Source organism: Acinetobacter sp. 25-47-122, assembly GCF_056779695.1.
The window spans coordinates 14,518-29,905 of the sequence record NZ_JBWYIJ010000011.1; the positions used below are offsets into that span (position 1 = coordinate 14,518).

General features: G+C 38.3%; 15 protein-coding genes. 7 read left to right on the plus strand and 8 right to left on the minus strand.

Translation table 11 applies throughout. The features are described from left to right. Nucleotides 1-22 precede the first annotated feature (22 nt). Nucleotides 23-1,210 carry a phosphoglycerate kinase gene (locus tag AC1M9P_RS11115; RefSeq protein WP_035269172.1) on the minus strand — a complete coding sequence of 396 codons (1,188 nt, stop codon included), beginning with the start codon at nt 1,208-1,210 and terminating at the stop codon, nt 23-25. Nucleotides 1,211-1,348: 138 nt separating this feature from the next. On the opposite strand from AC1M9P_RS11115, the gene AC1M9P_RS11120 reads away from it, so the two are divergent. The 5 genes from AC1M9P_RS11120 (at nt 1,349) to AC1M9P_RS11140 (ending at nt 6,478) form a co-directional block, all read left to right on the plus strand. Continuing rightward, complete coding sequence (locus AC1M9P_RS11120) at nt 1,349-1,732, plus strand: DUF2237 family protein (protein ID WP_035269188.1); 384 nt, start codon at nt 1,349-1,351, stop codon at nt 1,730-1,732. Then, nucleotides 1,732-2,343 carry a Maf family protein gene (locus AC1M9P_RS11125; protein WP_035269175.1) on the plus strand — a complete coding sequence of 204 codons (612 nt, stop codon included), beginning with the start codon at nt 1,732-1,734 and terminating at the stop codon, nt 2,341-2,343. The genes AC1M9P_RS11120 and AC1M9P_RS11125 overlap by 1 nt, the downstream gene beginning before the upstream one ends. 460 nt (nt 2,344-2,803) lie before the next feature. Further along, on the plus strand, nt 2,804-3,298 hold the full coding sequence (locus AC1M9P_RS11130; protein WP_481587636.1) for a hypothetical protein: 495 nt from the start codon (nt 2,804-2,806) through the stop codon (nt 3,296-3,298). 232 nt (nt 3,299-3,530) lie between these two features. Then, nucleotides 3,531-4,697, plus strand: coding sequence for a ribosomal protein uL16 3-hydroxylase (locus tag AC1M9P_RS11135; protein WP_035266042.1), 1,167 nt, complete (start codon nt 3,531-3,533; stop codon nt 4,695-4,697). 110 nt (nt 4,698-4,807) lie between these two features. Beyond that, nucleotides 4,808-6,478: an FMN-binding glutamate synthase family protein gene (locus AC1M9P_RS11140; RefSeq protein WP_481587637.1), complete on the plus strand. Its 1,671-nt coding sequence runs from the start codon at nt 4,808-4,810 to the stop codon at nt 6,476-6,478. Nucleotides 6,479-6,514: 36 nt separating this feature from the next. Here AC1M9P_RS11140 and AC1M9P_RS11145 read toward each other — a convergent pair whose 3' ends face one another. The 4 genes from AC1M9P_RS11145 to AC1M9P_RS11160 are packed head-to-tail and all read right to left on the minus strand — an operon-like array spanning nt 6,515 to nt 10,252. Beyond that, nucleotides 6,515-7,543, minus strand: coding sequence for an alpha/beta hydrolase (locus AC1M9P_RS11145; RefSeq protein WP_035266046.1), 1,029 nt, complete (start codon nt 7,541-7,543; stop codon nt 6,515-6,517). Beyond that, on the minus strand, nt 7,543-8,673 hold the full coding sequence (locus AC1M9P_RS11150) for a YdcF family protein (RefSeq protein ID WP_035266048.1): 1,131 nt from the start codon (nt 8,671-8,673) through the stop codon (nt 7,543-7,545). The genes AC1M9P_RS11145 and AC1M9P_RS11150 overlap by 1 nt, the downstream gene beginning before the upstream one ends. A gap of 10 nt (nt 8,674-8,683) precedes the next feature. Continuing rightward, on the minus strand, nt 8,684-9,718 hold the full coding sequence (murB, locus tag AC1M9P_RS11155) for a UDP-N-acetylmuramate dehydrogenase (RefSeq protein WP_035266127.1): 1,035 nt from the start codon (nt 9,716-9,718) through the stop codon (nt 8,684-8,686). A 12-nt stretch (nt 9,719-9,730) separates the two neighbouring features. Then, nucleotides 9,731-10,252, minus strand: coding sequence for a low molecular weight protein-tyrosine-phosphatase (locus AC1M9P_RS11160; protein WP_035266050.1), 522 nt, complete (start codon nt 10,250-10,252; stop codon nt 9,731-9,733). A 113-nt stretch (nt 10,253-10,365) separates the two neighbouring features. Here AC1M9P_RS11160 and AC1M9P_RS11165 point away from each other — a divergent pair, with 113 nt between their 5' ends. Beyond that, nucleotides 10,366-11,526, plus strand: coding sequence for an iron-containing alcohol dehydrogenase (locus AC1M9P_RS11165; RefSeq protein ID WP_481587638.1), 1,161 nt, complete (start codon nt 10,366-10,368; stop codon nt 11,524-11,526). A 37-nt stretch (nt 11,527-11,563) separates the two neighbouring features. Then, nucleotides 11,564-12,007, plus strand: coding sequence for an acyl-CoA thioesterase (locus AC1M9P_RS11170; protein WP_092767801.1), 444 nt, complete (start codon nt 11,564-11,566; stop codon nt 12,005-12,007). Here the strand turns inward: AC1M9P_RS11170 and dnaX are convergent. From dnaX to cpaB, 3 genes are all read right to left on the minus strand, one after another. After that, nucleotides 12,004-14,130, minus strand: a complete 2,127-nt coding sequence (dnaX, locus tag AC1M9P_RS11175; protein WP_481587639.1) for a DNA polymerase III subunit gamma/tau — start codon at nt 14,128-14,130, stop codon at nt 12,004-12,006. The genes AC1M9P_RS11170 and dnaX overlap by 4 nt on opposite strands. Before the next feature lie 118 nt (nt 14,131-14,248). Then, a complete protein-coding gene (locus tag AC1M9P_RS11180; protein ID WP_481587640.1) occupies nt 14,249-14,707 on the minus strand; it encodes a copper resistance protein NlpE N-terminal domain-containing protein in 459 nt (152 codons plus the stop codon). Nucleotides 14,708-14,767: 60 nt separating this feature from the next. Next, nucleotides 14,768-15,385 carry a metalloprotease secretion chaperone CpaB gene (gene cpaB / locus AC1M9P_RS11185; RefSeq protein ID WP_481587641.1) on the minus strand — a complete coding sequence of 206 codons (618 nt, stop codon included), beginning with the start codon at nt 15,383-15,385 and terminating at the stop codon, nt 14,768-14,770. Nucleotides 15,386-15,388 lie beyond the last annotated feature (3 nt).

Sequence of the window (15,388 nt, forward strand, 5' to 3'; positions counted from 1 at the left end):
AGGTCTTTTTTCTCAAATCCAATTAAGCGCGTTCTAGTAGAACAGCAACTGCTGGTAATGTCTTGCCTTCTACAAATTCAAGGAAAGCACCACCACCTGTTGAGATATAACCAATTTTGTCAGCCACTTCATACTTATCAATCGCAGCTAAAGTATCACCACCACCTGCGATAGAGAAACCTTCAGATTCTGCAATCGCTAAAGATAGCGCTTTCGTGCCTTCACCAAATTGATCAACCTCAAATACGCCTACTGGACCATTCCAAAGAATTGTTTTTGAAGTTTTTAAAATTTCAGCAAATGCTTGAGCTGTTTCTGGACCAACATCAAGAATCATGTCATTGTCAGCAACATCTTCAACTTTTTTCACTACGGCTTTTGCTGCCGCTAATGAGCCAAGGAAGTCATCAAAGTTAATTTCTGATGCGTCAGCAACAACAACATCTGTTGGCAATGGAACCGATACTTTTGCAGCAATTGCTTTAGCTGTATCGATTAAGTCATTTTCACAAAGTGATTTACCAACGTTATAGCCCGCAGCTGCTAAGAATGTATTCGCTATACCACCACCGACAATGAGCTGATCACAAATATCTGATAACGATGTTAAAACATCCAGTTTAGTCGATACTTTTGAACCCGCTACAATAGCAACCATTGGTTTTTCAGGCGTCTGAAGTGCACGACCAAGTGCATCTAATTCAGCTGCAAGTAATGGACCTGCTGCAGCAACTTTAGCAAGACGAGCCACACCTTCTGTTGATGCTTCTGCACGATGTGCAGTACCAAATGCATCCATCACAAACACATCACAAAGTGCTGCATATTTTGCTGCCAACTCTGGATTATTTTTCTTTTCGCCTGTGTTAAAGCGACAGTTTTCAAGTAACACAACTTGGCCTGGTGCAACTTCAACACCATCCAAATATTCAGTGAGTAATTTAACTTCTTGACCCAATGCTTCAGTTAAGTAGGCAGCAACAGGTGCAAGTGATTGTTCAGCTTTAGGCTCACCTTCAACTGGACGACCAAGGTGAGAATAAACCATTACTGCTGCGCCTTTTTCAAGAGCGGCTTTAATTGTTGGTAATGCAGCGCGTAAACGTGCATCACTCGTAATCACACCATTTTTAACAGGAACGTTTAAGTCTTCACGGATCAGAACACGTTTACCTGCTAAATCGAGGTCAGTCATACGCTGAAAGTTCATGTATAGCTCACTTTATAGATATCAAAACCGCATAGATTCTAAATGATTATGCTAAAAAAGGTGAGTAAAATTTCAGAAAAGCTGTAGAAATCTTTAGATTTGATTATGATAGATGGAGTCGAACCACAAAGTGTTGCTATGTCTATCCATCCAGATCCAAGTATTAATCGTTTAAATGTTTTCGGCGAACCGCTCGCCAGTTGTTGTTTTGATCCTATCACAGGATATTTCAGAAATGGTTTTTGCCACACTGCACCCTCTGATTTAGGTCAACATACAGTCTGTGCCGAAATGACGTCAGAATTCTTAAGTTTCTCGCAACGAATTGGGAATGATTTGACAACACCACTACCCGAAGTTGGTTTTCCTGGTTTAAAACCTGGTGATTTCTGGTGTATTTGTGTGACGCGCTGGGTTGAAGCTTATCAGAATGATATGGCACCGAATTTAAAACTTCAGGCTTGTCATCAGTCGGTTCTTGCTTATGTCCCGATCGACATTTTAATGGAATTCTCAGTGTAATGAATCATCATGTTGCTTCAACGTCAGCAAGAATTATTTTAGCTTCTGGCAGTCAGACACGTAAGGAATTACTTAATCGATTACATATCGATTTTGAACAAATATCACCCGATATCGATGAGACTCCGCGTGGGGAAAGCCATGCCGATGATCTTGCTTATCGACTTGCATATGAAAAAGCAAAATATTTTGCTGAGAAATATCCAGATGCGATCGTTATTGGTTCTGATCAGGTAGCTTGGCGTGAAGGCGCACCTGATATATTTATTGGAAAACCTTTATCTACTGAAAAAGCAATCAAACAGCTTCAAGCAAATTCAGGAAAAATTGTTTATTTCAGTACTGCATTGAGTGTTCAACACGCTTCATCTGGGTTTGAAGAAACCATTGTTGAACATTACAAGGTCAAATTTAGGCATTTAAATTTGGAAGAAATTCAGCGTTATGTCGCACTTGAACAACCTTTACAATGTGCTGGAAGTTTCAAATGTGAAAGTTTAGGCATTAGCTTATTTGAAGAAATGATTGGGCAGGATCAAACAACTTTAATGGGCATGCCGATGATTCAATTATGTAAGATTTTACGTGAATTAAAAATTCTAGTGCCTTGATAAGTTGCTTATTAATAAATAAGACCGAGTTAAATGACTCGGTTTTTTGGAATTATTTGTTACTAACAACAGATGAATGAAATGAAAACCCTATTTTTAACTCAAATAATTACAATTGAGCTAAATTAATTTATCTACACAAAGCTGTGGAAAATTGATCGATAAGCGATCTCAAAACATAGAAATTGTAAAAAAGTTCAAATGATCATATTTGGGTTGTTCATTTCAAGTTAAGAATATGAATTACATGAACCAAGTTAAGAAACTTTGTATAACATCCATTATCTTAGTTTAAGTTATCATTCTTAAATTTTTTTTTAATTTTGGATACTATCTTTAGGGGGATACATATGCATGATAACTACTGGAATAGATTTCTACATATAGAAAAAAACTAAAAGAATTTAGTACTCACGTAGATTTTGACATTAGAAACAATGAAACTTTTTCTATAGAAATAATGAATTTGTATCTTACAATTTGTTCAGAAATTGAAGCTATTTTTAAAGCTTGTACATCTAATATTGGTAATTCATTCAACTTTAGAGATTTTCGTGAATACTATAAAGATGAAACACAACTACAAAGTCTATCTCTCTTAACGTCTGACGTACAAATTAAATATGCATCTTTAAAATTCACTCCATTTGATAAGATAGATAGCGATGAAACAATTTTATGGTGGAATCACCATAATAAAATTAAGCATGATCGTGAAATTAATAGAAATCTCGCGAACTTAAAAAATCTATTATACTCAGCTAGCGCACTTTTTTTACTTAACTTAGTCTACAGATTTGTAGTTCAAGAAAAAATATACCTTATACCCCCTCCTGAAATTTTCGAAACAAAAGACTTCTTGGTCAGCATTCATTCTTCAGGAGGTGGGCTTCTATATACATCCAAAGCTTGTATAAATAGTTTTGGTGCTGAAAGCCCTTTTGATGATGATTAGTTTAGTTAATATTTGATTCAATAAATCTGCCTCATTTAACATAATGGCTTTTATACGATATGAAATTCCCTCAAAGTGTAAATTAATTATTTCTTTAAAACTGCTATATTCATTTTTTTATATTCATTTGTATCATCCATAAGCAAGAAAACATGCGCTTTTAAAGCCGTGTCACTTGCAGAACTTGCATCGTTCAAGGGACAATAAGCCAAACTAAATTGTAGTCCTTATTATGTCCCAAACTTTAGACGTTCTCGGCGGTATTAGCGCTGAACAATTCCTTACGGAATATTGGCAAAAAAAACCGCTCCTCGTTCGTAATGCAGTTCCTGAAATTGTGGGTTTACTTGAACCCAATGATGTTATGGAGCTTGCACTCGATGAAAACGTGACTGCACGTTTGATCAAACAAAAAGATCGTGACCCTAATCAATGGAATGTGAAGTCATCGCCACTGCTCAAAGCAGACTTCCAAAAAATGCCAAAATTATGGACATTACTCGTTCAAGCGGTCGATCACTATTCGTTTGATCTTGCTGAGTTATGGAAAAAATTTCCTTTTATTCCTCAATGGCGTCGTGAAGATATTATGGTATCTTACGCACCACAAGGTGGTTCTGTCGGTAAGCACTTCGATTTTTATGATGTATTTTTAGTTCAAGGTTACGGACATCGCCGTTGGCAATTAGGGCAAATGTGTGATGAACAGACGGCACTCGTTGCAGGTCAGCCTTTAAAACTTTTGCAAGAAATGGAAGTTCATTTTGATGAAATTTTGGCGCCGGGCGATTTACTATACGTCCCACCAGGTCTTTCTCATTATGGCGTAGCTGAAGATGAGTGTTTAACCTATTCTTTCGGGTTCCGCATGCCAAATATCTCAGACATGATGGATAGTCTTGGTGATTCTTTCTCAGAACAAGAGCAACTGAAAAAACCATTATTAGATGTCACTCGCTCTGCCAGCACTGCTGTCGGCGAAATTTCAGATCATGAGCTTAGCTATTTGCGCGAACAACTTTTAGCTCAACTGCAAAATCCTCATATGCTAAATGAAGCCATCATGTGTCTCGCTTCGCAACCTGGTTATCCTAACAATATTCCAGAAAATGACGAAATTGGAACAGGTGATTTAGAAGAAGCACTTGAAGAAGGTTATTTATTAAAAATCGAACCTGCTTCACGTTTGCTTTATAGCAACTTCAATGATGAACTTAACTTTTGGGCGAATGGAGAGCGCTTATGTATCTCCGAAGAATTTAAACCTCATTTAAAACGTATCGCTGATGGTGAAATGATCGCTTTAGATGAAAGTTTATATGATCAACATATTCTTGAAGATCTCGCAGAACTTTTGAACAGTTCGATCATTATGTTGCTACCTTCGGAAGAAAACTAAACCCATAAATATAAATTGTTAGCTTACAGCTGTAAGCTAACAATTCACTACTTGTCTGATTCCATAGAAGTTCGTAAGGTAATTACAGTAAAGAACGATGGAAAATAAAAATGGCAAGTCCTGCTCAAGCAATAAGACATAAATTACTGAACACTTTTTTTTCAAGACATTCTGTATGGTTCGCATGTATTATCATCGCCCTGAGTATTACGTGGCTTAGGCTATTTTACAGTCCCCATTATATTTATTATTTTCTATCCGACAGTGTCATTAATATTATTTGGCTACTGACCAGTTTACTCAGTGTCTTAGGCCTATATGATGTACTTCAAAATAAACATTCAATTTTGAAGAACTACCCAATCATGGGGCATTTTCGCTTCTTATTTGAAGATTTCAGACCCGAAATTCGTCAATATTTTATTGAATCAGACCAAGACGCTTTACCCTTTTCAAGAATGCAACGTAGCTTAGTTTATCAGCGTGCAAAGAATGAAAATGCTGATAAGCCTTTTGGTTCAATTATTGATGTATATCAAGAGGACTATCGTTTCATTACCCACTCTCTTGCACCGAAACTCCCAGCTGATACCAGCACCTTCCGTATTAAAGTGGGTAATGATCAGTGCGCTCAACCTTATAGTGCATCAATCATGAATATCTCAGCAATGAGTTTTGGGAGTTTAAGTGCTAATGCAATACGCGCACTTAATCTCGGTGCCCACATGGGTCAGTTCTATCATGATACTGGCGAAGGAAGCCTAAGCCCCTACCATCTTGAAAATAATGGAGATATTGTTTGGCAAATCGCCAGTGGATATTTTGGTTGTCGAACTGAAGAAGGTCTATTTGATCCTGAAAAATTTAAAGCTCAAGCTAAACATCCCAATATCAAAATGATTGAGCTAAAACTGTCTCAAGGTGCAAAACCAGGTCACGGCGGTATTTTACCCAAACATAAGATTACAGAAGAAATTTCGAAAATTCGTGGTGTTCCTCGTGATCGCGATTGTATTTCCCCGCCAAGCCACCCTAGCTTTAATACACCGATTGAAATGATGTATTTTATTCAAAAGTTACGTGAACTATCAGGTGGTAAACCTGTTGGATTCAAATTATGTATCGGACAGCCTTGGCAATTTATGAGTATTGTCAAAGCGATGCTTGAAACCAATATTGTTCCTGATTTTATCGTCGTAGATGGATCAGAAGGTGGAACCGGTGCTGCACCGATTGAATTTAGCGATAATATCGGTACACCTCTGCGTGAAGCTCTATTGTTTGCACACAATACCTTAGTAGGTGCTGGATTAAGAGATAAAGTAAAAATTGGTGCAAGTGGTAAAATCATTAGTGCTTTTGATATTGCAAGTACCTTTGCCTTAGGTGCAGATTGGGTGAATTCAGCTCGTGGATTTATGTTTGCTGTCGGTTGTATCCAAGCTCAAAGTTGCCATACCAATCAGTGTCCAGTTGGGGTAGCAACACAAGATGCTGAGCGCCAAAAAGCAGTCCATGTACCAACGAAAGCAGAACGTGTTTATAATTTCCACAAAAATACATTACATGCACTAGCAGAAATGATAGCAGCTGCAGGTTTAAATCATCCGAGTGAAATTAAAGCTCATCATCTCGCGCAACGTATAAATGATCGTGAAATCAAAAATTATGCTCAATTACATTTTTGGTTAGAATCGGGTCAACTATTGAACTGTAAAGATAAAGACGAAGAAAATTTCTATTTCAGAATGTGGAATTTGGCAGATGCCAGCAAATTCTAGTTTCATCAAAAAGGTGCTGAAATCAGCACCTTTATTTTAAAAGTATCCTTTATGACTTTGAGCATGCAAGAACGCTGGGATTAGACCCGTTAATGCTGCCCGTATATCAGCACGCTCATTGATCAACTGATGGGATCCCTCCTCTAGCATAAGCAAGGTCTGGAGGCGAAACTTTCTGCGAATAAATTCGATATTATAACGCCAGTCTACGGTTTGATCTTGGGCACCTTGAGCGAGCCATACTGGAATTCGGCATGCAGGTCGATTTTCCATTTCCAACATCCACTTTGACATTGCTAATATCCAATCCATCCCCATCATACGCGGTTGTAATGGATCTTTTAGACGTACAAATCTTAAAAATTCAGGGTTGTGATTATTGCGCTTAAAATGTCTTGGAACTTCACGTTTGATACGGCGAATGATGCCTAAGCCTACTGGATTATGCCACCATGCTGTTTTTGCAGGTCTGACTAACGGCGACAAGAGCAATACGCGTTCTACAATTGGATTTTTACGTTGTTCAGCAAACTCCAACAAATGATGCATCCAAATTGCACCACCAGTACTCTGTCCGATACCTAGCCATGGTTTAGGCAATTGATCCGCTTGTTTTACATATTGGTGAACCGCATGGAGTACTTGCTGATAATGATCAAAGTTCTGAATGCTGGCAGCATTCCCATCACTTAACCCATGTCCAGGCAAGTCATAAGTTAAAACACTAAACCCTTGATCCAGCAATTCACCAATAATTGGTTGGTAAATCCCACTGTGTTCCAAATAGCCATGCAATAAGAATACAGTACCTTTCACCTGCTCTATGCGAGGTTGATACACCTGCACATGAAGTTTGAACAAAGGCATTTTGATATAACCCTGCCAATAATTCGCTTCAAGACGATCAAGTGCGTAAAGATGACGATAAGCTTGAATCTCTTTCGAAGGAGAATAAGGTCGATTTAAATTTAATGGTTCCAATCTTAAAGGTGTTTGTTCTCGATTCGGAATGGGTAAATCGAGTTGTTTCAACACATTTGGATTCAGAAATGGAATATCAGACATTATGGCACCTCCCGACAACCGCTAGAGCCAAACATTACATCTCTGATCGTGGCAAGTAATTCATAATTTGCACGACGACTGTGATCGTAATTTAATTGGCTAGGACGCCATGTTGTCAGCATTGTAGGCATGGGCGCTTCAACAGGAATTGTCTTGATACCGTTCAAAGCAAAAAGACGTCGTGTACGTGTCATATGATAACGATCGGTAATCAGAATCACTGTCGGCGCTCCTCCTTTTTTTTGTAATAATAATGAACTAAAGCGTGTATTCTCACAGGTATTCATGCTGCGTTGCTCTAATAGATTCGCTTCTACGCCACGCGATGCTAGCCAAGCTTGCATGTACGGTGCTTCAACACCACTCAACACAATAGGTAAATCCGTTTGCTTCTCAATCTCAAGTGTTTTTTCTAGTCTAGAGCGTGTATAATCATTAACTACGATATCAATTTTATTATCCCCTAGCGTCAACCCACCACCCAACACTACTATCGCATAAGGTTTATCCTGTTGATTTGATAAAGTTTTATTTTCATTTTGAATCAACGCGATATCTTTGTAGATTTGCGGATCTAATGTTTGAACCTCGTCTTCTTCTAAGGGATGATTTCTAAGGAAAAATTCATATTTTTCCATTAAAGCCAAGCGCTGATTTTTTTCTTCATTGATGGATGAGTTTGTTGAATCAGTTTGGCTTATGGCAACATCACTGGCTAAATCAGGCTGATCAATTGCGAAGACAACATCCTCTTTAGTTTCATTCTTTGTATTTGCATCTATAAGCAATTCATCTTTAATTTTTTGTTTTAATAAAACATAGCGAGTTTGAATTTCAGCAAGCTGTTCAGCCCCTTGATCATTCAATTGTTCTTCAATAAGTTTGAGATAAGCTTGTCTTGCAATCCACAGCCTTGAACCAGGCTCCAAATCCTCCTTATCAGTTAACGCTGCCATTTGCTGGCTCTTGGCCGCAATTTCGTCAACTTTGATAGGTACAAATGCGTGAAGTGATTTCACAACAAGTGCTGAATAAAATGGTGTATACCAGAAAACCATGAGACAGCCCAAAAGTGCGAATATGATCGCCATCATACGCACCGTTGTCACCATCCAATGTTTTCTAGACATATTGTCCTTTTTAAACCAAATGAGATTGAATAGAACCTTTTTGATCGAACAAAACAGGCTCAGGTTCTAATAAAATACCAAACTTATTTAACACATCTTGCTGCACAGAGCGATAGGTTGCTTGCACATCTGTGAGAGATGCATCGGCGTAATTGACTAAAACTAAAGCCTGTCGATCAAACATTCCCACTTTTCCTAATTTTTTTCCTTTCCAGCCTGATTGGTCAATCAACCAACCAGCTGCAACTTTTACAGAACCATCCGCTTGAGGATAGTGTGGAATCGTGGGATGAAGCCGTAAAACTTCCTCAAATTTCGTTTTAATTAAAATCGGATTTTTAAAAAAGCTCCCTGCATTTGGATATTCTGCAGGATCTGGGAGTTTACTTTGACGAATTTTGATCACTTGTTGCTGTAAATTATATGGCGTAATGTCATCGCCCATCGCAGCTTTTAAATCTCCATAATTCATTTTGAGTTGTGGCTGTTTAAGTAATTTAAAGATGACCGCAGTAATAACAAACCGCTCAGGGTGATCTTTAAAAATGCTGTGTCGATATGAAAAATGACAATCACTCGCTTGGATTTGAACGATTACATTTTTAGTACGATCAAAAGCCTCTACAAATTCAATAAATTCACCGACTTCAACACCATAGGCACCGATGTTCTGAACAGGTGCAGCACCCACCCACCCTGGAATCAATGCGAGATTTTGCAATCCATAGAAACCTTGCTCTGTTGTCCATAGCACGAACTCATGCCAGTGACGTCCAGCACCTACTCGAATTGTGACATTGGTATCATCTTCAGCAAGCAGGACAAGATCATCTAAATGTAATTGAACAACTAAAGCATCTAAATACTCGGGAAGCAGCATATTACTCCCCCCAGAAAGTATCATCATGTTTAATTGAGCTTGCTCACCAAATTGAATTGCTTCTCGCAAATCTTGAAGAGATCGAACAATACAATAATGGGATGCAACAGCATTTAAATTCAACGTATTGAAAGACTGGAGTTGTATATTGGTTTGAATATCAATCATATTTTCATCTTACTCAACGTTTGACTGCTGCAACATTGGTTTTAAGTAACTAATCCATGCTTTACTGTTCGACTCACATTGATCTAAGACCAACTCAAAGCCATCATCTCCACCATAGTAAGGATCTGGTACGGGTTGATTTAAATATGAAGGATCCTTGGCACTCATGAGCTCTATTTTTGCTCGCAGTTCATGGTTTTGAAATATTTGCGCTGCTTCAGCTTGCAGTTTCTGAATATTGACTAGGTTTTCATGATCCATCGCCAAGATTAAATCAAATTCCTGAAAGTCTTCAATACGAATCTGTCTCGCACGTAATGAAGATAAATCATATCCTCGTTTCAATGCGTGCTTTTGACTTCGATGATCAGGCGCTTTGTTTGGGTGGTAATTACTGGTTCCAGCTGAATCAACTTGAATATTTAATTTTTCTAAATCAGCAAAGTGTTTCATTACCACTTCTGCTGTTGGGGAACGACAAATATTTCCTAAACATACACATAAAATTTTGTATGGCATTTTCGTCGTCATCTTCGCCTCAAAAATACATATACTTTCGCAGTGCATATGTTAAGTTATTTAAGGAGTGAATCCTATAGAACTGTAAAACAATAATCTTATTTAAAGCGCAAAAAGGATGTGTGATGAGCCAATTTCAATTTCAAACTGTCGGGAATATTATTTCTGGTTTAGGGAGTATTCAACAGCTTGGCTCAATTTTAAAACAACATCGATTTAATAAAGTTCTTCTCGTCACAGATCAAGGAATGATTGATCATCACCTCCACCAACCTATTCTTCACATTTTCAACGCTACTGGGACTGAGTTCAGTATTTTTTCCGATGTCGTTGCAGACCCTCCTGAGGAAGTCATCTTAAATGCAGTAGATGAAGCAATACGTTTACACATTGATGCAGTCATTGGTTTTGGCGGTGGTAGCTCTTTAGACGTGGCAAAAGTTATTGCCGTACTTTCACACCCCAATCAAACCCAAACGATTTCTGAGTTATATGGCGTCAATCAAGCTCAACCGCCACGATTACCACTCATCTTAGTGCCTACAACTGCAGGTACGGGTTCTGAAGTTACACCAATCTCTATTGTCACTACAGGCAAAACAACAAAAACAGGAATTGTTTCACCCGTTCTGTATGCGGATACTGCCATTTTAGATGCCACTTTTACTCAAGGTCTTCCGGCTCACATCACTGCAGCAACAGGAATTGATGCAATGGTGCATGCAATTGAAGCCTACACCTCAAAACTAAAGAAAAATTTCTATTCTGATTTACTCGCTAGACAAGCATTGGATTTATTGAATCAAAATTTAAAACTTGTTCTAGAGCAACCCCAAAACCTAGAAGCGCGCCAAAAAATGCTCTTAGGCTCTATGTTGGCTGGACAAGCATTTGCAAATGCTCCTGTTGGAGCGGTTCATGCGCTTGCCTATCCTTTGGGCGGGCATTATCACTTATCGCATGGTCATACCAATGCAATCGTGCTTGTTGAAACACTGAAATTCAATGCACCTCAAGCGAAGAAATACTATGCTGAACTGATGCAATGGATTGACCCATATAGCAAAGGCAATACTGATGGCTTATGTGATTTATTTATAGATCATATGGAAAGGCATGTTAGCCAGAGTGGGTTGAGCTTAAAACTCAATGAGCTAGGTGTACAAGAATCAGATTTAGAGATGTTAGCTAATGATGCGATGCAACAAACGCGCCTCTTACAGAACAATCCTAGAGCTCTAAGCTATGCTGATGCTTTAAGCATCTACCAAGCAATTTATCATTAAATGACTCGAAATCTTTAATCAACTTTCTGAATAAAATATGACAACTATTTCAAAAAAAACTAGAGCAGACTATCAATTCTTTTTTCCCATCCAAACCCGTTGGGCTGATAATGACGTGTATGGGCATGTCAATAACGTCACTTATTACAGCTACTTTGACACCGCCGCAAATGCGCTACTTATTCAACACGCACTATTTGACTTTAAAACTTCGCCTATCATTGGACTCGTTGTTGAATCAAAATGTACATATTTTTCTGAACTATCCTACCCCGAAGTGATTGATGTTGCTGTCGCTATCGAAAAGATTGGACGATCTTCAGTGACGTATAGCATTTCAATATTTAAGAAAAATCAATCAGAGCCTGCTGCTCAAGGTTATTTTGTGCATGTATTTGTCGACCGTGACTCTCGTAAAAGTATTGAATTACCAAACTCAATACGCGAAGCCTTAACTACGTTTATGACGAAATCAACTTAAGACTTAAGCTGAATATTATGTAGCTCACCGCCGAAAATTTTTAACAAGTCTTCCACGACGGGTTCTTGATGAATCAATTCTTCAGCACGTCGATATGCCTTTTGCTTACGCTTTTCCTGCAGATCGAAAGGCGTCTCACCGTTTGGTTCGTTGTATTTTACGATTAATTGAGATTTTGAAAATGATTGCTTGAGTGCTGCTTCTAAACTCGGAATGAGTGAGTGCAATAAAGCTTCGTATTTTGCAGGGATATAGAATTCACATGTTCCATCAATTTGACCTTGCATAAGACCTTGTTGTGCTAATTCTTGTACCGCAGGTGTTAATGGACTATTTCTGAACCAATATTCCCACTTTTGAGTATCCCATTCACCTACCAATTCGACAGGCTCAAGCCTTAAAATATCTTGAGGCATTAAACCTTTTAAGCCAGCATCTGCGACAACATTTTTATTCTCATCAAGTAAATCTAGACTTGGGCAATGAGTGCCATTCGATGATCCTTCTTCTTGAACTGACAATTCAGCGCTTTCAGCAGAATGTTCACTTGGCTTAGGCTCTAAAAAGAAAATATTGTCTTGATCAACAATAGAAGATTTAACAGGCTCTGAATTAAAGCTTGCTCCAAATGAAGTCAGCTCAATCTCCCCACTGCCTACCACAGAGTTGGTTAAATTCTCTTGTTTCACTTCAACAGATACAGACTGACCGACATCATCCGCATGATTTAATTCTGTTGAATGCAAGCTTTCAGATTCAGATTTTTCAGGATGAACTGACTCCGTAGGAACAGCCTCATCATCTGATGCCATCATCTGCTGAAATAAGATTAGATCCGTATTTTCCTCATCATTTACATCACGACTACGCTGAATCGAACTCGTATTATTCTCAGGCGAACTGATTTTCGATCCTGCCTCTTGATGATCAGTCGATATAGATTCTGAATTCTCTGTCGAAATCTGATTGAAATTTTCAGCTTCTTTTAAGACATTTGATTGTTCTGGAGGTGCTTGAGTGGTCAGCTGCTCATTATTCGCCATGGGGCGGAATGCCAGCAACCTGAGCACACACATTTCAAAGCCTTGCTCTTGAGTCACTGCAATTTGTAATTCAGCACGACCTTTACATGCAATTTGATAATACAATTGTAGATCTTGAGCAGAAATCATGCTCGAAAGCTGCATAATTTTCTGATTAATCTCAGCACTATATTTTAAACTCAAGTCTGGTAAGTATTGGAGTAAAGCCAACTCATGTAAAGTTGAAATGAGTTGATCCAACACCAAAGAAACATCAAGTGCTTGTTGACGGAATTGGAGTAATAAAGCACTGACTTTAGCACGTTGATTTTGATGTATCGCCAAAATAAGGTCGAAAATAATCGTGCGATCAATCAAACCCAGCATTTCTTTCACATCTTGGTGGTGAATCGCACCTTGCCCATATGCAATTGCTTGATCTGTTAGCGACAGTGCATCACGTAAAGAACCTTGTGCTGACTCAGCGATCTGCCAAATCGCATCAGCTTCCGCATTAATTGATTCTTTAGTTAAAATTTGTGTGAGATGTGAAGTGATTTCATCAACCGCCAATGGGCGTAAAGTAAATTGCAAACAACGTGAAATAACAGTAATTGGAAGTTTTTGAGGATCTGTCGTCGCAAATAAAAATTTGACATGTTCAGGCGGTTCTTCAAGTGTCTTGAGTAAAGCATTGAAAGAATGTGTGGACAGCATGTGTACTTCATCAATGAGATACACTTTAAAACGACCTTGCGTTGGTGCATAAGGTACGTTATCCAATAATTCTCGTGTATCCTCAACTTTGGTTCGGGATGCTGCGTCAATTTCAATTAAGTCTATAAATCGACCTTCATTGACTGCGGTACACGTTGGGCATACTTCACACGGTGTAGATGTTACACCTGTTTCACAGTTCAGACATTTAGCAAGAATCCTTGCAATCGTTGTTTTACCAACGCCACGCGTCCCCGTAAAAAGATAAGCATGATGCAGTCGACCACGCTCTAAAGCACTGGTTAATGCACGCGACACATGGTTTTGACCAACCAATTCTAAAAAATTACGTGGACGATATTTACGCGCAAGAACCTGATACATGAATGCTCCCTAATTACAGGACTAAGCATACTGTTTTTTTTGGCAAGAGTGAATGCGTTACAGATCATTCATACATTCAAAAAACAATTTAAACCCAACTCTTTTTTCTTGGGAAAATTTAACTTGTTAAATTCAAACTAAAATCATCAAAATTTTCGTATTCCACACCAGTCCCATCGATACGAATTTGTAGCATTTTGTTGACCAAATCGACAAGAATGATATTTCTGGTTGGAACACCGTTTAATTGAATCAAAGACTTCTCAGTATTAATGAATTTGAACTGACCTTTGATTTCTTCTGCTTGGTTATGACCGCTTAGACTTAATCGTGATAAAACATACGTTTGGTCTGCGTTAAGTTGTAAATCAACAGCCATACCAGGACAATCATCACAACGCGAAAAACACCCCATACATGGCGTAGTACCTTGATATAAACCAATATATTGAGGTGTTACTTGATTTTTTATTGAATCATTCTGTTTCAAGAGTTGATTTGATTGCGTGGGCTGATCGCAAGAAGCCATATGAATCGACGATATCAAAACGAATGGGATTACAGTACTACGGCGCATAATCACAAATCAATTTTAACAATTTTGTGAAAATTACCATATCTCAAGTCTGCATATGAATCAATGCGTATGTTGGTGCACGTGAAACCCATCATCATGTAAAACTTGATCAGGGTAAGCGAGTCCAATCCCTTTAATTACTTCAGCAAAATATGACCCTTTATCTGTATAAACTTTAATAATTGCATATTGATCTTCAATACTTTGAGTAATCGTAAAATAGTTTAGATCAGCAGGATAATCCTCAAATTGCCCCTTATATCTCACAATTCCATCCTCAACTTGTTCAATCTCAGTAATTTCGGCCACACGATTGATACCAAATTGCAAAAGTTTCAAGGGAAATTTACTGCCCTCTTTCATGCTCGCCACTTGATCAGGGCTAAACTTAAATAAATAACCCGTGTCAGCCCGATGCTGAAAACTTTGTGGAAGAATCATATGCCGTTCAACATTTTGTTCTAGTACAGGCATAAGCTCAGGCATCAGATGAGAACTCGATGACTCATTCTTATTTTTAAGGCGTTCGTCATGAGCATAAACATTTTGACCCAGTTCATTTTCAACTTGATGCTGCTGTAAGCTTGCAGATGGTTTGTCTTTTTCGGGTTTTAGATATAACGTAAATGTAGCAGTCACAAAAACTGCTACACCCAATAAAATATAAATTACTTTCATAGA